18 protein-coding genes are annotated in these 18,736 nt (G+C 60.9%); 10 read left to right on the top strand and 8 right to left on the bottom strand.

Translation table 11 applies throughout. The annotated features are described in order from the left end of the window. The first annotated feature begins 6 nt into the window (after positions 1–6). From ACYU98_RS06195 to ACYU98_RS06165, 7 genes are all read left to right on the top strand, one after another. Positions 7–969, top strand: a complete 963-nt coding sequence (locus tag ACYU98_RS06195) for a glycosyltransferase family 4 protein (protein WP_460467314.1) — start codon at positions 7–9, stop codon at positions 967–969. Next, a complete protein-coding gene (locus tag ACYU98_RS06190; protein WP_460467313.1) occupies positions 962–1,894 on the top strand; it encodes an NAD-dependent epimerase/dehydratase family protein in 933 nt (310 codons plus the stop codon). Before ACYU98_RS06195 ends, ACYU98_RS06190 begins: the two co-directional genes overlap by 8 nt. Further along, on the top strand, positions 1,822–2,826 hold the full coding sequence (locus ACYU98_RS06185; RefSeq protein ID WP_460467312.1) for a glycosyltransferase: 1,005 nt from the start codon (positions 1,822–1,824) through the stop codon (positions 2,824–2,826). Before ACYU98_RS06190 ends, ACYU98_RS06185 begins: the two co-directional genes overlap by 73 nt. After that, on the top strand, positions 2,826–3,992 hold the full coding sequence (locus tag ACYU98_RS06180) for a glycoside hydrolase family 99-like domain-containing protein (RefSeq protein ID WP_460467311.1): 1,167 nt from the start codon (positions 2,826–2,828) through the stop codon (positions 3,990–3,992). Before ACYU98_RS06185 ends, ACYU98_RS06180 begins: the two co-directional genes overlap by 1 nt. Positions 3,993–4,504: 512 nt before the next feature. Beyond that, entirely contained in the window at positions 4,505–5,317 is an 813-nt protein-coding gene (locus ACYU98_RS06175) for a hypothetical protein (RefSeq protein WP_460467310.1), read from the top strand. A 74-nt stretch (positions 5,318–5,391) separates the two neighbouring features. Continuing rightward, positions 5,392–6,558 (top strand): MATE family efflux transporter, encoded by a 1,167-nt coding sequence (locus tag ACYU98_RS06170; protein ID WP_460467309.1) that lies wholly within the window; start codon positions 5,392–5,394, stop codon positions 6,556–6,558. Between the two features lie 16 nt (positions 6,559–6,574). Then, a complete protein-coding gene (locus ACYU98_RS06165) occupies positions 6,575–7,780 on the top strand; it encodes a polysaccharide pyruvyl transferase family protein (RefSeq protein ID WP_460467308.1) in 1,206 nt (401 codons plus the stop codon). Between the two features lie 2 nt (positions 7,781–7,782). Here ACYU98_RS06165 and ACYU98_RS06160 read toward each other — a convergent pair whose 3' ends face one another. From ACYU98_RS06160 to rfbB, 3 genes are read right to left on the bottom strand one after another with little or no spacing between them, the layout of a single operon-like run. Continuing rightward, positions 7,783–8,736 (bottom strand): glycosyltransferase, encoded by a 954-nt coding sequence (locus ACYU98_RS06160; RefSeq protein WP_460467307.1) that lies wholly within the window; start codon positions 8,734–8,736, stop codon positions 7,783–7,785. Between the two features lie 2 nt (positions 8,737–8,738). Next, entirely contained in the window at positions 8,739–9,587 is an 849-nt protein-coding gene (rfbD, locus tag ACYU98_RS06155; RefSeq protein WP_460467306.1) for a dTDP-4-dehydrorhamnose reductase, read from the bottom strand. Then, the gene (rfbB, locus tag ACYU98_RS06150; protein ID WP_460467305.1) at positions 9,587–10,630 is read right to left on the bottom strand and encodes a dTDP-glucose 4,6-dehydratase; all 1,044 of its coding nucleotides are present in this window, start codon (positions 10,628–10,630) and stop codon (positions 9,587–9,589) included. The genes rfbD and rfbB overlap by 1 nt, the downstream gene beginning before the upstream one ends. Before the next feature lie 134 nt (positions 10,631–10,764). On the opposite strand from rfbB, the gene rfbA reads away from it, so the two are divergent. Continuing rightward, the gene (gene rfbA / locus ACYU98_RS06145; protein ID WP_460467304.1) at positions 10,765–11,655 is read left to right on the top strand and encodes a glucose-1-phosphate thymidylyltransferase RfbA; all 891 of its coding nucleotides are present in this window, start codon (positions 10,765–10,767) and stop codon (positions 11,653–11,655) included. Beyond that, on the top strand, positions 11,652–12,248 hold the full coding sequence (locus tag ACYU98_RS06140) for a dTDP-4-dehydrorhamnose 3,5-epimerase family protein (RefSeq protein ID WP_460467303.1): 597 nt from the start codon (positions 11,652–11,654) through the stop codon (positions 12,246–12,248). Before rfbA ends, ACYU98_RS06140 begins: the two co-directional genes overlap by 4 nt. A 74-nt stretch (positions 12,249–12,322) precedes the next feature. On the opposite strand, the gene ACYU98_RS06135 is transcribed toward ACYU98_RS06140, so the two are convergent. The 3 genes from ACYU98_RS06135 to ACYU98_RS06125 all read right to left on the bottom strand — a co-directional run bounded on the left by ACYU98_RS06135 (position 12,323) and on the right by ACYU98_RS06125 (position 15,632). Beyond that, on the bottom strand, positions 12,323–13,597 hold the full coding sequence (locus ACYU98_RS06135) for a choice-of-anchor P family protein (RefSeq protein WP_460467302.1): 1,275 nt from the start codon (positions 13,595–13,597) through the stop codon (positions 12,323–12,325). A gap of 236 nt (positions 13,598–13,833) precedes the next feature. Then, on the bottom strand, positions 13,834–14,484 hold the full coding sequence (locus tag ACYU98_RS06130) for a response regulator (RefSeq protein ID WP_460467301.1): 651 nt from the start codon (positions 14,482–14,484) through the stop codon (positions 13,834–13,836). Beyond that, positions 14,481–15,632, bottom strand: a complete 1,152-nt coding sequence (locus ACYU98_RS06125; protein WP_460467300.1) for a sensor histidine kinase — start codon at positions 15,630–15,632, stop codon at positions 14,481–14,483. The genes ACYU98_RS06130 and ACYU98_RS06125 overlap by 4 nt, the downstream gene beginning before the upstream one ends. Before the next feature lie 162 nt (positions 15,633–15,794). Between ACYU98_RS06125 and ACYU98_RS06120 the strand changes: the two genes are divergently transcribed. Then, positions 15,795–16,322, top strand: coding sequence for a hypothetical protein (locus ACYU98_RS06120; protein WP_460467299.1), 528 nt, complete (start codon positions 15,795–15,797; stop codon positions 16,320–16,322). Positions 16,323–16,497: 175 nt separating this feature from the next. Here ACYU98_RS06120 and ACYU98_RS06115 read toward each other — a convergent pair whose 3' ends face one another. Together ACYU98_RS06115 and cysD are read right to left on the bottom strand one after the other, a co-directional pair. Further along, positions 16,498–17,736, bottom strand: a complete 1,239-nt coding sequence (locus ACYU98_RS06115) for a sulfate adenylyltransferase subunit 1 (protein WP_460467298.1) — start codon at positions 17,734–17,736, stop codon at positions 16,498–16,500. Beyond that, the gene (gene cysD, locus ACYU98_RS06110; RefSeq protein ID WP_460467297.1) at positions 17,736–18,671 is read right to left on the bottom strand and encodes a sulfate adenylyltransferase subunit CysD; all 936 of its coding nucleotides are present in this window, start codon (positions 18,669–18,671) and stop codon (positions 17,736–17,738) included. Before cysD ends, ACYU98_RS06115 begins: the two co-directional genes overlap by 1 nt. Between the last annotated feature and the right edge of the window lie 65 nt (positions 18,672–18,736).

Raw genomic sequence — 18,736 nt, 5'->3', positions numbered from 1 at the left:
ATAAATATGCGACTTGATGCACTCGTAGTCTCGGCTGGCGTTACGTTTCTATCAGCACCAGCTGTCCGACGGGCGATGATGCGTCTTGGCACGCTTGATATCCCCAATGAACGGTCGTCACACAAGACACCGACTCCTCGTGGCGGGGGGCTCGCCCTCCTCGCGGGAATGACTTCGGCAGGTTTAGTGACGGGAGCTCGACCGAATACCAAAGTTCTGTTTCCCGTGCTCGCCCTGTCGGCAATCGGGTATGTCGACGATTACTCATCCCATCGCGGTGGCTTACCTGCGAGATTCCGACTCGGGACGCAGGTCGCCACAGGGGCATTCTTCGGCGGTCGGCACCCAAAAACAACCATCTCCGCTATGCTCACCATCCCTGGAGTCGTTAACGTCGTCAACTTTATGGATGGCATCAACGGAATAAGCAGCATGACAGCAATAATTTGGGGCCTCAACGCTGCACAGGTGTCTCGCTGCCAGGACACAGCAGTTCTTGGCGCACTTCTCGCAGGGGCCGGACTTGGATTCTTACCGTGGAATTCTCCCGATGCGCGACTCTTCCTTGGCGATGCAGGCAGCTACCTAATGGGTGGCGCAATGGCCGCGGGGATTCTATGCTCCTTGGAACACGAGGGTTTTATCCAAGCAGCCCTCGTAGGGGCACCCCTGACGCTTTACGTCGCCGACGTGGCGCAGGCGATCGCTCACCGCAGGCGCGCAGGCGCGGAACTTACCGCTGCACACCGCGATCATATTTATCAGCAACTCGTGGACGACGCATGCCTGCCACATTTAACTGTCGCTTCTCTTCACACAGTCGGCGCATCCTTGATCGTCGCGGCCTGGCGGACACTGCGCCCAGCCGGAGCCACGGTTGCCACACTTGCAGTCTGCACGGCTTACATGGCATTGCCACGTCTCACAGCACCTCGGTCAACCGCGTCCCACCTGGTCCACAATGGCTGACCCGATTAGCGGCCCAGTCGTATGCGTCGTCGGAGCAACTGGTTTTATCGGGCGTGCCGTCATCGAGGAACTCACCAGAACCGACGTGACCGTTGTCACGACGCACGCGCCGAGACTTCACACGGCCGCTCGAACAGCCCCTCAGATCCTTGAGCATGCCTGCCAGCTCAATCTCGAGATCCCGGAGGGAACAACTGCCATCATCAACGCCGCAGGCGCTGCATCACCGACCGCCTCCGACACTGACGGCTTATATGGAGCAAATGCGCTCCTTCCGGCAGCACTCGCCATTGGCGCGCGATCTGAGGCGGTTCCACGCTTGGTTCACATCAGTAGCGCAGCAGTTCAGGGGTATGCACGGGTGCTGACAGCAGAACCCCTGTGGCAGCCGCATTCGCCATACGCGCACTCCAAGTCGCTAGGCGAGCAAGCTATTCTCTCACTTTTCGTGCCCGGGGCCGTAATCCACCGCGCGACATCGGTCCATGGACCCGGCCGCGCCGTCACCCAGAAGCTCTCGTCAATTGCGAGCGGGCCGCTGGCATCAGTTGCCGGCAATGGAGATGGTCCGACACCTCAGGTCCACGTAAGCCAGGTCGCCCAGGCAGTCAGCTTCCTCGCGCTCTCAGCGGAGCACCTGCCGAGCATCACCCTCCAACCATGGGGTGGCCACACCGTCACCTCGATCCTTGAGCAACTCGGTGGTCGCGCACCCCGCCACATTCCACCTCGCCTCGCAGGTGCAATTACAGGCGCCGGCCGCCGACCTGCGATCGGCAGACTTCGACCTGGATTAGCGGGCCAGGCACGTCGCCTCGAGATGATGTGGTTCGGCCAAGAGCAGGAACCTGGATGGCTGGACGAAGTGCGACCAGACTTGTCGGAACGCAGTCCGCTATGGCCCGAGCTGAGGAGAAACGCGTGAGCCGCCCGAATGTACTAGTCCTCATGGCCGCGTATAACGGTTCGGTGTTTATCGAGGAACAGATCGATACAATCCTTCAACAGGAAGGGGTCGACGTTCATGTATTGATCCGCGTCGACCCGAGCACAGATGGCACAGATAGCCTGGTCGCACGTCGCGCCGACAACGACGCACGGCTGAGCGTTATCGATAACGACATGAACTCACCCCGCGGCGCAGCACTCAATTTTTACGAACTTATACGCTGCGCATCAGTAGCCCCCGACGTCACACACATCGCGTTCGCAGATCAGGATGATCTCTGGTACCGCCGAAAGTTGATCCAAGCCACCACAACGCTCGAAATGCATGGTGCCTGGGGCTATTCGTCCGACGTCGACGAGTGGGACAGCGAAACGGGTGCAATGCGCCCACTCGTGAAATCTCAACCACAGACGCCTTGGGACCATCTCTTCAGCTCAGCGGGCCCCGGATGCACATACGTGATGAGAGTCGACGCATTCCGTGCGTTCCAAAACGATTTGACTACAAAATTCAGCCAAGCAGTCTCGATCGATTATCACGACTGGCTAGTTTATGCCTGGGTGCGCGAGCAAGGACAGCGTTGGGTAATAGACGACGCCCGCACCATGGCCTACCGCCAACACAGCGGAAATCAAATCGGCGCCAACTCCGGCGTGGCCGCGGCTCGCCAGAGATTCGTCGCGCTCCGGTCTGGATGGTACCTTGAGCAGGTCCTACTGATCGCCAAATTCGTCGGCGCAACCAATGCTCCACCCCTAAAGGCAATCAGCAAAGAAGGCTTCAACTCTTACCTCACCATCTTTAGGAATCTCCATCACTTCCGGCGTCGCAAGACCGACTCCATCATCGCAGCACTGGCTATCGCCTTCAGCCCTACACGCAATCGAACGACAGAAGGACACTTCTGATGGCTCCGCGAACAGTCGCATTTTACCTGCCCCAATTTCACCAGATTCCGGAGAACGATGAATGGTGGGGCGAAGGATTCACCGAGTGGGTGAACGTTGAACGAGCAAAACCATTGTTCGTAGGCCATGATCATCCACGCAAACCTACCGACCTGGGGAAGTACGACCTGTCTGATGGTGGCGGCATACACCGTGAACAGACATTACTTGCCCGCCAGTACGGAATTGATGCCTTCTGCAAGTACTTCTACTGGTTTGAGGGCCATCGCCTCCTAGAAAAGCCACTCGACATCTGGCGCAACGATAGCTCCTTACTGCCTTACTGCCTGTGCTGGGCGAACGAGCCATGGTCACGCCGATGGGATGGGCGCAGCCACGACGTCTTAATGCCCCAGTCTTATCCCGCAGGTTACGAAACTGGCCTGTTCGACGAATTACTACCGCACCTTCGCGCACCACACTACCTTCGGCAGGACGGTAGGCCAATTCTTCTCGTCCACCGCGCCGACTTGATTCCTAAAGCGAAAGAGTTCAGCGCGCGATTGCGCGCGCTTGCCACTGCGGCTGGACTCCCAGGACTATATCTTATAGCGTCGGAAACAATCACTGATATCGCCCCAGCACCGCTGGGGTTCGACGCAGTCGCGGAATTCCCACCAGTTGGCTCCAATACTTTGAAGAACGCTCTGGTCCCGGCACCCCCTGGACTCGAAGCAGAGTTCCGCGGCCGCCTCCTTTCATATCCCCGCATCGTGGCTCGATTTACTCAACGCGGAAAGCCCACCTTTACGCGCCACCGTGGCGTCATGCCTCGATGGGATAACACGGCTCGCCGAGGGACGAGCGCTACCGTATATGTAGGCGACACTCCGGAGCTATACCGACAGTGGCTCTCGCATGCCCTCGCCGACGAGGAAAGCCAGCGCGGTTCCGATGGGCTTGTATTCATAAATGCATGGAACGAATGGGCCGAAGCCGCTTACCTTGAGCCGGATGCAGCCACTGGCCGCTCATATTTGGAGGCAACCAAGGCGGCACGGGCCCTGCCCGCCTTGACCACCTCAAGCGGTAGAAACCTCGCATACACCCGCAGCCTCACTAAGCTCGCAGCAGGATCGACTCTGAACGCCTGGCGCAGGGCACAACACCGCGCCAACCGCCGATGACGTCCGCACGGCCAACAAACCGGGGACATGGCGAGACCCGCAGGCACCGACCAAAGGAGCTCGGACGAGAAGCCGAGCCCTCATCACTCGGTGGAGCTATTCGCTCCCCATTCTTTTACGTCTCGCTCTGGGCAACCCTCTCAACCGCACTGTATCTTCTGCAATGGTCCGATCTCTACGTAAATCAGGCTCGTGGAGGTCTAGCCGTTGTAGGTCTCGTAATCGTCATTTTTCTTGGCGCCGCGGCTATCCAGCCACGGATGCCTACACCGGCGAGCGCACCTCCAATCAACCGACGGGTCCTACTCGGACTGGGCCTGTACTACGTCGCTGGCTGTGCACGAGCCGGCGGAATACCAGCCTTATTAATCAGGCAAGGCGGGAATTATGACGTATATTCGTTTGGCATTCCCTATTTACACGTCGTAATACTTTCGTACACAGGTTACTATGGCCTGCGCTGCTTTGATTCTTACCTCAAAGAAAGAACTCGCGGACCACTGTTGGCATACATGTCGATTGTGTTCATGCTACTGCTGATATTCAGCCGAAGTTCACTGTCTTTTCTCGCATTTGGCAGTTTTGTTCTCTATTTGATGAGACGGCGCGTAACAATACGGCGCGGCATCACATTCAGTGTGATCGCCGTATCGTTTGTGGCTGCTTTTGGTTACCTCGGTAGCGAGCGACTCAATTTCCAAATCAGTCAGTCCACTGGCGCGACGGCGGGAAAAGGTGCGATCCTCTCGTACGCTGAAGCAAATCAGCGCTTTCTCGATCTCGGACTTCCGGACATTTTCATGTGGGCCTACCTATACTTGTCATCCCCAATCGCAAATCTCATTGCGGCGATCGACTATTCAGGTCCTGCATTCTGTGGGAGAAACTGTGACACGGAAGGAATCCTTGTTTATTCCCTGATGCCTGACATTGTCGGGGATAGGCTCGGCTCCGCACTAGGGATGAGCCGCTTCGACAAGAAGGTATTCTTGCCAAAGGCGGACCTCACGGCATCCACAGTATTCGGCTCTGCAGTCGGCTATGCGGGCCTCCTTGGCGTGTTAATTATGATTGTGGCACTTTTGCTGATCGGAGGTGTGGGTGCGCGTATTTTTGCTAATTCATCGATCCAAGCAGTCGGCATGACACTACTCATAACGATGCTGTTTTTTTGTTTCTTCGAGAACATGATTGCTTATTCGCCACTTTCACTCCAGGTTCTCATAGCTGCTATGGCTGCATTGAGAGCACGAGGTACGCAGCACGACCAGGCGCCGGGTGGTGTTCCTCCCGCCCTGACCAAGCGTGTCGCGAGGACTACATGAGCGTTGGTTCTGGCACCCGCAGGCATATACAGATCTCACTCCTCGGCGCCCTGATGCCAGCAGCGATTGGCGTTATGTCGATCATTGCCTCGAATATTTTTGCAACTGGGAGCAACCTCGCCACGCTCCTTGCCGTCTGGTCGGTAATCGGGTTCCTAACGCTTTCTGACCTCGGGTTGATGCGGACAGCCTCACAGCGTGTGTCGTCTGGTGAACCTGCCCGCCATGTTGTACCTGATCTAGCGCGCGTCGCCGTGGCGTCCGGTGGTGCCGTGAGTATTGGACTCGTAGGCTTCCTTGTGCTGTCGGGCCCTGCTCTTAGCTACCGGCCATTCGCGATCGCACTGCTAGCCCTACTCCCCCCCGTTATGCTGGCGCAGTTTCCAATCGTGGGTGCACTGGAAGCGTCTGGCCAGTTCGGCGTCGTCGCTGCCAACAAGAGCCTCAGCGCAGTTGCTACATACGGCATCCCGGCAGTCGCGCTTCTACTAGGCGATGTGGGCCTGATCGCCGGGCTCGGGGTAATCGTCGGGTACCGACTCATTGCACTAGTCTGGACCTTTGGAGCTTTGCCTCGGGGCGAACATCAATCAAACACGCGTCCCAATTCCAGCTACTTTGGCTGGATAGCTGCGAGCAGCGTGATCGGTCCCGCATTTCTCTACGCCGACCGCTTGTTCATCGCCCTCGGCCCAGGTGCTCGCGAGATCTGGATCTATTACACGACTACTTCAGAAATGCTGTTGCGTTCGTACATCGTGCCGACCTCAATTATCGCGGCCATTTTTCCGTGGACAGTGCGCGCCCTGAGCCACGGAGTGAATGAGGTTAGGCGTGCCTACTCTCGAATTCTTCCGTCTATCACGCTCGTTGCATGCACCATTCTTGTCCTAGCGGCACTCGCCATCCCGGACAGGTACTTCGACTGGTTCGGGATAACAGGCGCGGACTTATGGGGTGCACGCACAGCGACTGGAGCACTTCTAGTTGGCACTGCTCTCAGCTGGTCCTCCCAAGCGCAAATTGCAATGATTCAAGCAGCCGGAGGACACCGAGAGATTGTCTTGGGCCAGCTTGCAATGTTGCCGCCATTTCTCATCGCCTTGTGGCTGAGCGCACCCTACGGTGTCGTCGCGGTAGGGCTTGTCTGGCTTTTGCGCGTCTCAGCAAACTGGATATATCTTATGCTTTTAGTAAAGGCCCGACTACGGGTCAACTTCCAAAGCGACGCGACCAAGTGAGGACGACCACAACACAATGAATCCCCGAATCAGCATTGTTCATCAACACACTAACAACTTTGGAGACGACGCAGCGGGACTCGCTTTAATAGGTTCGATTCGCGAAATTTTTCCGGACGCCGAGATTGACGTTTTTTATATCTGGCACCGCGGTGGCTCAGCGCTGACTGGCGCTGGAACTGGAACGCGGCATCATATGCTGAATGCCCTCTCCGGAGACAAGGAACGTCGCCCGGAATGGGCTGCTAGGGCGGCCGTGTCTGGTGTGCGTCTTGGTGCGATGACACCGGAGATTCAGGAGATGGTCGAGATCTGTCGCGCAAGCGACCACGTCTTCGTGTCTCCGGCCGGTTCGAATTTGGGCATATACAAGGACTGGATGTACCTTCTCTCCCTCTATCTGCTCGTCCGCAACGGGGTACAACTTACATTCTGTCAGAACTCCATCCATGCCAGCGGTTCATCCTTGTTCGACCGCATAGCGCATCGAGTGCTTGCGAATTCCAAGGTATATGTGCGGGAGACTGCATCCGCTGCGCATCTCCAGCGTGAAGGTATCCGCAGCGTCCTTGGCGTCGACACGGCGCTCGCAGCTCCGTTCCCTGTGCGTACGCGTGATGAAGGGCGCACTCTCACAGTTGTCCCGACGAACCTTGCATCCTGGCACCGCGACCATCGCGGTGGCGATGACGCGTCGCTCATCAACGGCAAGATCGGTGGTGCCGTGAAGCAATTCGCGAAGATGTACGATTACCAAGTTGAGCTGCTAGCACACCTATACGGCCCTGAGGACGAGGCCGATATGCTCAATAGTCTGCGAGATGAATTGTGCGATGCTGGAGTTTCCTGTTCGGTTACTCAGCCGGAGTCTGCCAACGCTTATAAGTTGGCGCTATGCAATGCGGATCTCGTCTTGAGCATGCGCTATCACGGTCTTGTCCTTGCCGGGCACGCTGCTGTCCCGTGTGTTGCGCTCGCCTACGAGAACAAAATGGTCGAAGCTGCGGGATATCTTGGGCTAAAGGATCTCTGCTTAGACGTAAACGCTGCGACGAAGGATGACATTATCGCCGCCCTGACCTCTGGACGCGAGCAATCGGAGTCCATTATTTTTGACCTGAAACGGCGTCGACACGCTCTCCAGGAGGTCGCGAAGTCACCGACGCTCGCGTTGCTCGCAACTGCTGTTCGTGATAACCCCCGAGGGCAGATCCAACGGTGACATCAGCTCAATCCTTTCTGGGTGGACCGCACCCATGTAATCCCCCACCCGGCGACCAATCCAGCGGCTCGAAGCGGAGGGATCTCGTGGGCGATGACTCCCCGGGCGGCGCTCAGCGCTGGATGCACGCCTGAGGCTGCGTGTATCACCTCGCTCAAGGCAGGCGACTGAGAATCGGAAAATCTCTGCGCCAGGGTATCGACCATAGTTTTTCGCCACCCCCAACGGTCGATCGCCAAGACATCGAGGGACTGCCGAAACCCACCGCTTGCCAACTTGGTGAAGCGCGCACGCATTCGCCCGCCAGTCTCCTCGCCCAACACGTTTCCCCCATGTTGCACATAGCTCTGCAGCACCTCATCGAGGATGACGAATCGCCCGTGAACAGCAGCGACAAGCCCAAGCCAGTGATCATGATACGCCGACGACGTCGGCGCCGGGAATGGCAGTGCTGCTTCGACGATGTCACTTCTGAAGACACTCAACGACCCGGTGATCTGGTTATCGAAGATAAGACTCGGCAAGCGATTCATACGACGATCGGTGCGACCGGTGACGGCTCCTTCTACGTTAACTAGGCGAGCTTGGCACATCACACCGGTAACGTTTCCACGAATAAGTGGGACCAATCGCTCTAATTTGTCCGTATCCCAGACGTCGTCCTGATCTGAAAGTGCGACCCACTGTGCGCCCGGAAGCGCTAGTCGCACCGCGCGTTCGAAGTTGGCATAGAACCCGACGTTCTCCGGCATATGATGCACTTTGAACCGGTCATCGCTCCCGACGATGGCTCGCAGCAGCGAGTCAGTTCTCTCGTCCGCACCGTCAATAACCATGTGACACGTCCAACGACGCAGGCTCTGTTGCTTCAGAGAGGAAATTTGCGCGCGTAGCAATGACTCGTCGGGGTGAAAGACAGCCATCGCTATCGCGCCATCGCCAACCGATTGATACACGGTTATCGCTCAGTCGACATGACGTCGAGGGCGAGTCTGAGCCGGTCGCCCCAGTGCCCGATGGGTTCGACACCGATCGCGGCAAACGCGTCGTGGCCGAGCACGCTGTTCGCAGGCCGGGCGGCGGGGGTTGGAAAGTCAGCCGTGCTGATCGGCTGGATGCGTTCAGGGTCCAGCCCGGTCAGTGAGAAGACCTCATTCGCAAACCCATGCCACGATGTTTCGCCAGCACTCGTGCCATGGTAATAACCACCCGGTGCCCCGGACGTCACCAGCCGAACGATCAGGTTGGCTAAGTCACCCGTCCAGGTCGGCTGCCCCACCTGATCAGCGACCACTTTCAAAATGTCCCGCTCCTCGGCCAGTCTCAGCATTGTCTTGACAAAATTTTTTCCGCCAGCTCCGTAGAGCCAAGCCGTCCGCACCACATACGCATCTGGATCGACCGAACGAACGGCCCATTCTCCGGCCACCTTCGTGCGCCCGTACGCAGATTGCGGTGATTGAGCCGCAGTCTCCAAATACGGCCCCTCACCGTGACCGTCGAACACGTAATCGGTCGAGATGTGGACGAATCGGGCCCCGACTTCGCGCGCAGCGATGGCAGCGTTACGCGCGCCCACAGCGTTCAGAGCGAAAGCCTCCGCCTCGTGTTCTTCCGCCGCGTCGACCGCCGTCCAAGCGGCGCAGTTCACGACCACAGTGGCACCGTCGAGAGCGGCACGCACCGCGTCCGGATCCCGTATGTCACAGTCGACGCTACTCAGTGCCGTAACACGGGTACCCTCCGAGCGCAGCACCCCGTGCAGGTCCTGCCCCAACATGCCGGTCCCCCCGAGCAGTACCCACATCAGTTAGGCATCTCCCGCATCGCGCCAGCCAACTGTTCCGAGGCGATCACTCGCTGCATATGGGCGTACCTGCTCTCCGCCGCTTCCTTCATCGGACGCCACCACACCTCGTTGTCGCGATACCACTCAATCGTTGCGGCCAAGCCGTCGGCGAAGTCTGTGTAATTGGGTATCCACCCCAACTCCGAACGCAGCAACGTCGAATCGATCGCGTACCGGCGGTCATGCCCGGCCCGGTCAGTCACATGATCGAACGCGTCCTCCGGTTGTCCGAATGCGGACAAAATGGCGCGCATTACAGACAGGTTGTTTTCTTCACCATCGGCACCGATCAAGTATGTCGCACCGATCCGGCCCCGGTCGACGATCGTCCACACCGCAGAGTTGTGGTCATCGACATGTATCCAGTCGCGTACGTTCAACCCATCGCCGTACAACTTGGGAGTCAACCCGTCGATCAAGTTCGTGATCTGGCGGGGTATGAACTTCTCCACGTGCTGGCGCGGCCCGTAATTATTTGAGCAGTTCGAGATCGTCGCAGCCACCCCGAAAGAACGCACCCAAGCCCGCACTAGTAAGTCACTGGCGCCCTTGGTCGAGGAATATGGTGAGGACGGACGATACGGCGTGGCCTCGGTGAATCGGGCCAGGTCGTCCAACTCCAAATCCCCGTAGACCTCATCGGTCGAGATGTGGTGGTAACGCACACCGTGCTTGCGTACGGCCTCTAGGAGAGCGACTGTCCCCAGCACGTTCGTGTCCACGAACGGCCACGGATCGGCGAGTGAGTTGTCGTTGTGCGACTCAGCCGCGAAGTGCACCACCAAGTCCGTGTCTGCGACCAAACGGTCCACCAACTCCCGGTCAGCTACATCGCCTTGGACGAACGTAATATCTTCGATCACACCCTCCAACGACGCCAGCGAGCCCGCGTAGGTTAACTTGTCCAGCACCGTGATCTCGACCTCAGGGCGAGTTGCCCGAGTCAGATGAACGAAGTTGCTCCCGATGAAACCGGCTCCACCGGTGACGACGATCCGCACAAATTCCCCTTCGAGTTGCCAGTTTCGTGCAGCGCGAAGCGCACCGCCGTCATTACCCTACCGATCGAGTGCTGCCGCTGGGAACTGAGCCGCAGAGCAGCACCAGCGGTTGCGTAGGCTTAGACTCTCGGACTGTGAAAGGGATAATTCTTGCAGGAGGGTCCGGCACTCGCCTGCACCCGATCACCCGGGCGATCAGCAAGCAACTGATGCCAATCTACGACAAGCCGATGATCTACTACCCGCTGTCGACCTTGATGATGGCCGGAATCCGCGAAATCCTGGTCATCACCACCCCGCACGACGCTGACCAGTTCAAGCGTCTCCTCGGCGACGGGTCGCAGTGGGGCATCGAACTGACCTACGCCGTGCAGGAATCCCCCGACGGCCTCGCTCAGGCGTTCATTATTGGTGAGAATTTCCTCGCTGGCGACGGCGCCGGTCTCGTGCTCGGTGACAACATCTTCCACGGTGCGGGCCTCGGCACCGCCCTTCGTCGCCGTCTGCCAGAGTCGGGCGGGCTTGTGTTCGCTTACCACGTGCCGAACCCGACGGCCTATGGAGTGGTTGAGTTCGACGACGCTGGTCAGGTGATGTCGATCGAGGAGAAGCCAACGTCACCCAAGTCGGACTATGCCGTGCCCGGTCTTTATTTCTACGACGGCACCGTCGTCGAGCGCGCGAAGACGCTGAAGCCGAGCGCCCGCGGTGAACTTGAGATCACCGGGATCAACGAGTCGTATCTGCGTGACGGAAGCCTGACCGTCGAGGTCTTGCCGCGCGGCACCGCGTGGTTCGACACCGGCACCTTCGAAGGCCTGATGTCCGCATCGCAGTTTGTGCACGTGATTGAGGAGCAGCAGGGCCTGAAGATCGGATGCCTCGAAGAGATCGCTTGGCACAACAGCTGGATCTCGACCGAAGAGTTACGCACCCTCGCCGCACCGTTGATGAAGAGCGGCTACGGCGTCTACCTCAGCCGCATCGCAGACGATCCGCGCCCGGCACCGAAGGACCTCGTATGAACATCGAACCCCTGGCCATCGACGGCGCCTGGGTTATTACCCCACGCCAATTCCCCGACGACCGCGGCGTTTTCATGGAAGGCTTCCGCGCCGACAAACTCGCCGAGCACACCGGCCACCAGATGCGGGTCGCCCAAACCAACATCTCCGTCTCCAGCGCCGGCACCGTCCGCGGGATCCACTTCGCCGACATGCCACCCTCCCAAGCCAAATACATCACCGCCACCAGCGGCGCACTCATCGACTACATCGTCGACATCCGCATCGGCTCACCCACCTTCGGCCACTGGGACTCCGTGCTCCTCGACTCCAACACCCGCAAAGCCGTCTACCTCGCCGAAGGCCTCGGCCACGCCTTCTGCGCCCTCGAAGAAAACACCACCGCCGTCTACCTCTGCTCCACCGTCTACAACCCACAACGCGAACACGGCATCCACCCCCTCGATCCCGCCATCGGCCTGCAACTCCCCGACAGGTTTACCCCCACCCTGTCCCCCAAAGACGAAGGCGCCCCCACCCTCGAGCAAGCCACCGAGGCCGGCCTGCTCCCCCACTACGACGACTGCATCGCCTACCAAAACACTCTGCGCTAACTATCGGCGACAACTGAAGCGAATAGGGGCGCCCAACCGAGTTCCGAGTGGGCGCCCCCATCCGTGTCAGGAATTCATCGCACCGAACTCTCCGACACACCGATCTCGATCTTCGTGCCGGTCGGCAGCGCTCCAAGAACCTTGCTCAGTACGACCTCAACCATCACCACCCGGATGCTCGTAGCCGTTCGGGTCACCTTGTGCAGGGTCACTGTGCCGAGGCCAGGTAATACGAGCTTCGTGTTCGGGGCCACGGAGTCGCCGATGAGCGGGAAGCCTAGAACCTTCAGGCCAAGAAAAGTTGAGCGGTCGAGCGCAGTGACTGGCCCTGCCTTCATGGCACGAGAAGTGCCAGAACTAGCTGTAACTGTATTTGCTGTGATTAGTCCAGACAGCACATTCACCCCGGCAACCGAGCTGGTCACCGAGGAAGTGAGAGTCGGAGCAGCTACGGAAGAAGCGGTAGTTTTCATCGCCCCAATGCTCAGCACCCCAGGGACGGCCGTCCCGGCGACATTCCCGATAGCCGAGCCACCAGAGCATGGCACGTTCGCGAGCGACAGTGGGCCAGCCTTTACAGTCCCATCGATAGTTGTCGCCTTCAGCCCGTACCCTGTGCCGCCCGCGAAGCCGACGGGCACTGCCGCCAAAGCGGCGTAGCTGCGGCCGACAATTACGCGGGCTCCGGCACCAAGCCCAAGAGCGTTCGCCGTCATTGTGACGTCGAGCGCGTCGGTAGCGGTGATTACGTACCCACCGGCGAGCACCTTGCTCTGTTGATTGATAACAACGCGGCCAATAACCACACCGTTCAACTTCAGGCTGAGCGTGGTGTTCGGTGCTGTGGCCGCCGAGATCGCAACGCCACCGACCACGAGGTTGACCAGCTTTGAAGCGTTCGTACCGGAGGCGACACCCGTGGAAGTGATGGTGGAGGTCGATGATGTCCACACCGCGTCTGCGGAAATTAGCCCGGAAAGAAGACGAATCGCTCCTACATAGGTAGCCCCGCTCGCGGTACGGCTGCTCGTGCTGCCGGCCGACTTGGCTGTGCTAGTCACCGCGCCGACGGTGGCAACGCCGAGATTAGCGCTCGGCAACTGGTTGGTGTGCGTCACCCCCTCCTGCGTCGTGCACCCCACGGAGCTGTACCCAGTAAACCCAGATTTAATTCCGCTACTGGCAAGCGCTCCTGAGATGTAGGTCGAGTACCCATAGCTGTTGTACGCAACATCAGTCAACGGCACGGCCGCCGTCACTAGCGGCACGGAGGCGGTGGCCGCAGGTGCTCCCACCCCGACCACCGCCATCGAAATCAACGCAAGAAATAGAGCACGAATAACTCTCATCGCGGGGACCTTTCAACGGTGCGCCACCCGTCGGGGTGAACGGGTGATCTACCGCGAATATAGTGTCGAAAGCACCCACCGAACAGAGCGCAGACTGAGTCTTGGTCGAGTAATTAATGACTATTCGTCAGGCGATGATCCGGTGGCCAGCCAAGTGCAGACCGAGCCCACCCCCGCGCGACGCTCCACTTAACGGGCTCCTCACGATCGAGGGGTAGAGCTGGGGCGCCTCAAGATCAACTCCCCACGAGGCCGTGCCGGTGGGCGAACACCACCGCCTGCACCCGATCTCGCAGCCCGAGCTTGTCGAGGATCCTGGCCACGTGCGTCTTGACGGTGCCCTCACCGATAAACAGCGCCCTCGCGATCTCAGCGTTCGACAGTCCGGCCGCCAAGGCCCGCAGTACCTCACGTTCACGGTCGGTGAGTCGGTCGTATTCCGGCGGCGACGCAGCCGATTTCCGACCGGCGAGGTAGGAGTCGATGATCTGCCCGGTCAGCTGCGGGGCCAACAGTGAATCGCCCGCGGCAATGGTGCGGATCCCCTCCACGATCGCGCGCGGTTCGGCCGTCTTGAGCAGAAACCCGGCGGCGCCCGCCTCGAACGCGTCGAAGACGTACTCCTCCTGACCGAAGGTCGTCAGGATCAGCACCCGCGCCGCGTTGCCACGAGAGTGCAACTGTCGGGTCGCCTCGATGCCGTCGAGCACCGGCATCTGGATGTCCATCAGCACCACCTGCGGTGCGGCTCGCTCGACCAACTCGATGCCGGCCCGGCCGTCGGCCGCCTCGCCGACGAGTTCGAGGTCGTCGTTCGCGGCGACGATCATCGCCAGGCCGCCGCGCACCACCGGCTGGTCGTCGACGATCACCACCCGCAAGGTCATGCCCGTGCTCGAGTCTGGGTCAGCGGCAGGTCGACCATCAACTCCCATTGACCGGTGCCGGTCGGACCTGCGCTGAACCGTCCGCCGAAGATGCTCACCCTCTCCCGCATGCCCGGCAGGCCACGTCCGCCGCCTGGTCCCTCGTCCGGGCCGAGCGGATTTCGCAGCGCGATCGACAACCAGTCCGCGGTGCGCTCCACCCGTAGGGTGCCCGTGCTGGCGCGCGCGTGGCGCCGCGCATTCGTCAAGCCCTCCTGGATCAGCCGGTAGGCCGACAGGTCGATCGGCGCGGGCAGGCCGCGCAGGTCCCCGCCCGTCTGCAAGGTCACTTCGAGCCCGACCGCACGCGACTGGTCCAGCAGAGCGGGCAGGTCGGCCAGCGAAGGTTGCGGCGAACGTGACGCCCCCGTTTCGCCGCGCAACACCCCGAGCAGCCGGCTCATCTCCTCGATCGCCTCCAGGCCGGTGGACCGGATGACGCCCAGCGCCTGCCGTGCCTGCTGCGTGTCGCGCTCCAGCATCTGATCGGCTGCCCCGGCCTGCAGCACCACGATGCCCAACCCGTGCGAAACGATGTCGTGCAACTCGCGGGCGATCCGTGCCCGCTCGGCTGCCGCAGCCGCGTTGGCCGAGTGCGCGCGGCGCTCCTGCTCGGTGCGCAATGCCAGTTCCGTCTGGAACAACTTGTGAGCGCGGCGTTTGGTGGCCAGCCCGAAAAGTGCGGCCAGCCCGCAGACGGCGAGGTCGTAGGTGCGGTCGGCGAGTGAGTGAATGGTCGGGTCGAGAGTGTCGTGGGCGGCAAGCGCCAGCACGATCATCACCAGCGGCGGCCAGGCCCGCGCGGCGTACGAGGCCACCGAATAGCTGAGGACCACCACCATCGCCAGTTCGGTCGGTGAATCGGAGGCGCCGAGGAACACTGCCTGCCCCAGCAGTCCCACCCCGAGCAGCACGACCGTCGCCGCCAACGGATGAGTGCAGCGCCAGGCCATCGCGGTCGCCATGATCGTCACGAACACCGCGTTCGCCCAGCGGGGTCCGCTGTTCTGTGTGCCGAACCAGGTGTCGATCTGGGCCAGCACCAGCAGCGCCAGCGCGAGCGCGACATCGCCCCAACTGGTCTGCCACCGGGTGAAAAAACCGTTCATCCTCTGAGTGTGCTCCGCCCAGGACCATCGCGCGTCTGCCTTTCGGCAGACCAACCGTCCACTTCCGACAGACCAGGTCAGGCCGTCAAGGCGATGACGGACGGCGTGGACGACGAACAGGCTGATGAGTGTTCACACCACTTCGAATCAAGGAGCAACGACATGTCCAAGCGTCTGAACATCGCCCTCGCCGCAGTCGCCCTCACCGCCGGGGCAAGCGTGCCCGCGATGGCGATGAACAGCCACTCGCCCGCGCCCAAATCACAGCGGTTCGTGATGAGCTACGTCACCGTGGGCGACCACGACGAACCAGTGCGGGTCACCGCTGCCGGCCCGATCCACGGCGAAGGCACGGTGCTCAACACACCCGTGAAGGAAACCAAGAACGGCGCCGTGATCAAGACCGTCCTGACCTTCCCCGGCGGCACGGTGCAGTTGCAGGCCGTGGAGAAGGCCGGCCTGAAGATCGACCGTGACAGTTGCACCGCGCAGAACCTCGGCACCGGCACGTGGGTGATCGTCTCCGGCACTGGTGCGTATGCGAACGCCCACGGCAAGGGCACCTTCGTTCGGCGCGTCTACCTGGTCGGCGCCTTCGACCAGCAGGCCCGCTGTCTGGGCGAATCGGCTCAACCCGTTGCCTCGATCGGCACGCTCGTGGTGGACGGTCGGGCAACCGGAGTGCGGTAGTTGCCCTGGAGGGTCAGCGCTCGGTGGTGCGCGCCACGTAGACGTCGCAGTGCGCGCGCCGAGGCACGTTTGTAGGCCCAGTACATCGACTCAGCGCAGGCGGCCAAGTTCGCGCCATGAGGGGTCTCGTCCATCTCTGCGGAGGAGCTTGGACGCATAGGCGCAACGAGACCCGTCAGCCGATCAGGCCGGCCCCCACCGTCGCCCCGGTCGCCTCATCGATCAGGATGAACGAGCCGGTCGTACGGTTGTCGGCATAGGCATCAGCCACGAACGGTTGCGACAACTTCAGGCTGACCTGGCCGATTTCGTTGAGCCCCAACGAATCTGGCGAACCGATCGGTTCGAGGGTGTTCACGTCGAGCTGGTGAGCCAGGGACGCCACGATCGCGCGACCCGAACGGGTCGTCTGCTTGAAGGCCAGCTTCTGGCCCTGCCGTAGCGGCGCGGAGGTCATCCAGCAGATCGTCGCGTCGACCTGCTTGGCGACCTTCGGCTCGTTGCCAACGGCGGCAATCACGTCGCCGCGCGAAACGTCGACGTCGTCGGCCAGGCGCAGCGTCACCGACAGGCGGTCGGGCGCCTCAGTCAGGGAGGTGTCGAACAGGTCGATGCCCTCGACGGTCGTGCGCTGCCCGCTGGGCAGAACGACGACCTCGTCACCGACGCGGAAGGTGCCACCCGTGACCCGGCCGGCGTAGCCCCGGTAGTCGTGGTGGTCCTCGGACTTCGGCCGGATGACGTATTGCACCGGCAGTCGCGCGGCTGTGGTCGCATCACGCCGCACCTCCACCGTCTCGAGGTGTTCGAGCAGCGAGGGCCCCTCGTACCACGGCATTTTCGGCGAGCGGTCAACCACGTTGTCGCCCTGCAGGGCCGACACCGGGATCACGCGGATGCCCGGAACGTCGAGCTTCGCCGCAAACGCGGTGAACTCCTCATCGATCCGGTCGAAGACCGCCTGGTCGAAGTCGACCAGGTCCATCTTGTTCACGGCCAGAACGATCGCCGGAACACGCAACAGCGACAACAACACCGCGTGGCGACGCGACTGCTCCGTCAGACCCTGTCTCGCATCGACCAACACAAGTCCGAGGTCGGCGGTGGAAGCGCCGGTGACCATGTTGCGCGTGTACTCAACGTGGCCCGGGGTGTCGGCGATGATGAACTTGCGCCGCGGGGTCGCGAAGTAGCGGTAGGCGACATCGATGGTGATGCCCTGCTCCCGCTCCGAGCGCAGCCCGTCGGTCAGCAGCGCGAGGTCGGTGTAGTCGTACCCCTTCGTTCGCGAGGTGTGCTCGACCGCCTCCAGCTGATCCTCGAAGATCGCCTTCGAGTCCAACAGCAGCCGGCCGATCAGCGTGGACTTCCCGTCATCAACCGAGCCGGCAGTGGCGAAACGCAACAGGTCCATCAGAAATACCCTTCCTTCTTGCGGTCCTCCATGGCAGCTTCGGAGAAGCGGTCATCGCCGCGGGTTGCGCCGCGCTCGGTCACCCGGGCGACCGCCACCTCATCGACGATCTCCTGCAGGGTGGCGGCTTCGCTTTCCACGCAGCCGGTGAGGGTCAGGTCGCCGACGGTGCGGAATCGTACGGTCCGCTCCTGCGCCTGCTCCCCCTCCCGCAACGGGTTGTGGTCAGACGCGCTCAACAACATCCCGTCGCGTTCAAACACGCTGCGCTGATGGGAGAAGTAGATCGACGGAATCTCGATCTGCTCGCGCGCGATGTAATGCCAGATGTCCAGCTCGGTCCAGTTGCTCAACGGGAAGATCCGCATGTGTTCGCCCGGGTGGATTCGCCCGTTGTAGAGCGACCACAGCTCCGGGCGCTGGTTCTTGGGATCCCACTGCCCGAAATCGTCGCGATGAGAGAAGATGCGCTCCTTGGCGCGGGCCTTCTCCTCATCCCGCCGGCCGCCACCGAACGCGGCAGTGAAGCCGCCCTCCTCGATGGCGTGCAGGAGGGTGCCGATCTGCAACCGGTTGCGGCTGGTCTTGCCGTCGTCGACCACGATGCCGTCGGCGATGGCCTGCTCCACGGAGGCGACGATCATCCTGACGCCGAGGTCGTTGACCCAGTTGTCGCGAGTCTGCAGAACCTCGGGGAAGTCATAGCCGGTGTCGACCTGCAACAGCGGGAAGGGGATCTTGGCGGGGTAGAACGCCTTCTGCGCCAGGCGCAGCATGACGATCGAGTCCTTGCCGCCGGAGAACAGCAACACCGGCTTCTCGAACTCGGCAGCGACCTCACGGATGATGTGGATCGATTCGGCCTCCAGCACGTCCAGCTCAGTGAGCGCATGCTGCACGTCCGACTGCTGTGTTCGGCGGGCGTCGACGGTCACGTCTCACTCCTTGGTGTTCGCGGGCAGTTCCAAAACCGAGAGTTATGTTATCGGTAACGTTTTGA

Source organism: Calidifontibacter terrae, assembly GCF_054778835.1.
Note: the sequence above shows the minus strand (reverse complement) of the source record. Positions and strands in the feature narration are given on the sequence as shown.

Excerpts from the sequence above, each read along its gene's own strand:
- ACYU98_RS06195 (WP_460467314.1), top strand. The coding sequence starts at position 7 with ATGCGACTTGATGCACTCGTAGTCTCGGCTGGCGTTACGTTTCTATCA.
- ACYU98_RS06190 (WP_460467313.1), top strand. The coding sequence starts at position 962 with ATGGCTGACCCGATTAGCGGCCCAGTCGTATGCGTCGTCGGAGCAACT.
- ACYU98_RS06185 (WP_460467312.1), top strand. The coding sequence starts at position 1,822 with ATGGCTGGACGAAGTGCGACCAGACTTGTCGGAACGCAGTCCGCTATG.
- ACYU98_RS06180 (WP_460467311.1), top strand. The coding sequence starts at position 2,826 with ATGGCTCCGCGAACAGTCGCATTTTACCTGCCCCAATTTCACCAGATT.
- ACYU98_RS06175 (WP_460467310.1), top strand. The coding sequence starts at position 4,505 with ATGTCGATTGTGTTCATGCTACTGCTGATATTCAGCCGAAGTTCACTG.
- ACYU98_RS06170 (WP_460467309.1), top strand. The coding sequence starts at position 5,392 with ATGTCGATCATTGCCTCGAATATTTTTGCAACTGGGAGCAACCTCGCC.
- ACYU98_RS06165 (WP_460467308.1), top strand. The coding sequence starts at position 6,575 with ATGAATCCCCGAATCAGCATTGTTCATCAACACACTAACAACTTTGGA.
- rfbD (WP_460467306.1), bottom strand. The coding sequence starts at position 9,587 with ATGTGGGTACTGCTCGGGGGGACCGGCATGTTGGGGCAGGACCTGCAC.
- ACYU98_RS06140 (WP_460467303.1), top strand. The coding sequence starts at position 11,652 with ATGAACATCGAACCCCTGGCCATCGACGGCGCCTGGGTTATTACCCCA.
- ACYU98_RS06135 (WP_460467302.1), bottom strand. The coding sequence starts at position 13,597 with ATGAGAGTTATTCGTGCTCTATTTCTTGCGTTGATTTCGATGGCGGTG.
- ACYU98_RS06130 (WP_460467301.1), bottom strand. The coding sequence starts at position 14,484 with ATGACCTTGCGGGTGGTGATCGTCGACGACCAGCCGGTGGTGCGCGGC.
- ACYU98_RS06125 (WP_460467300.1), bottom strand. The coding sequence starts at position 15,632 with ATGAACGGTTTTTTCACCCGGTGGCAGACCAGTTGGGGCGATGTCGCG.
- ACYU98_RS06120 (WP_460467299.1), top strand. The coding sequence starts at position 15,795 with ATGTCCAAGCGTCTGAACATCGCCCTCGCCGCAGTCGCCCTCACCGCC.
- ACYU98_RS06115 (WP_460467298.1), bottom strand. The coding sequence starts at position 17,736 with ATGGACCTGTTGCGTTTCGCCACTGCCGGCTCGGTTGATGACGGGAAG.